1 protein-coding gene is annotated in these 1039 nt (G+C 70.9%); it reads left to right on the plus strand.

The window, feature by feature from the left end:
- The coding region (locus I6A60_RS41095) for a polyketide synthase dehydratase domain-containing protein (RefSeq protein WP_203017683.1) at nt 1-1039 on the plus strand (1039 nt) is incomplete at both ends.

Below are 1039 nucleotides of genomic sequence, written 5' to 3' on the forward strand. Positions count from 1 at the left end.
ACGACCACCTCACCCAGCACGGATACCACTACGGACCCACCTTCCAAGCACTCACCGCCGCCTGGAAATCGGGCGACACATTGTTCGCCGAGATTCGGCTGCCCGCGGAGGCGCTGGACGGCGCGTCGCGGTACGACATTCATCCGGCGCTGCTCGACGCGGCGCTTCACCCGCTTTTGCTGGAAACGATCGAAGCCGGCGGAGAACCTGGTGCGGGATCACCCCGGGTTCCCTTCGCGCTGTCGGGTGTCCAGTCGTACGGCGCCGGCGCGACCAGTCTTCGCGCGCGGATCACCAAGACCGGCGACGACTCGTTCTCGGTCGATCTCGCGGACCCGGCCGGTCTTCCCGTCCTGAGCATCGCCGAGCTGACGACCCGGCCCTTGAACGGCACCGGGGCGGCACCGGCGCCCTATGTCATCACCTGGACCGAGGTTCCGGCGCCCGCTCCCGCGGATGACCGCGTGGAGGTGGACGCCGCCGAACTCGGCACCGCCGGCGGGCGGGCGAGGCTGGCGCGGCGCGTTCCTCGGACGGTGCTCGCGAGACTGACCGAACCGGCGCTGAAGGACGGCCTCGCCGCGGCGCATCAGGTGACCGAGGACGTGCTACGGCTGCTGCAGGACTGGCTCGCTGACGAGCAGTTGAGCGCCGCCAAGCTGGTACTCGTGACGAGTGGCGCGATCGCCACCACCGACGCCGAGGACATTCCCGCGCTCGCGCTCAGCCCGGTGTGGGGGCTGGTGCGTTCCGCCCAGTCAGAACACCCGGGTCGCTTCCAACTGATCGACACGGACTGGACGGACGCGGGTCTGGCCGACGAGGACACCGCCGCCCAGGAGCTACTGGCGCGCGCCGCGGCCGCTGACGAGCCGCAGCTGGCGGTCCGCGCCGGGCGGCTCCTGGCGCCCCGGCTGGCTCGCGCCTCCGATGTCCCTTACTCCCCGGCGAGTCCGATCCCGTCGTTGGATCGGGGGGGTACGGTGCTGATCACTGGTGGTACCGGCGCTCTCGCCGGCCACATCGCCCGTCACCTGGT

Origin of the sequence: Frankia sp. AgB1.9 (assembly GCF_016786355.1) — a bacterium.
GTDB lineage: Bacteria > Actinomycetota > Actinomycetes > Frankiales > Frankiaceae > Pseudofrankia.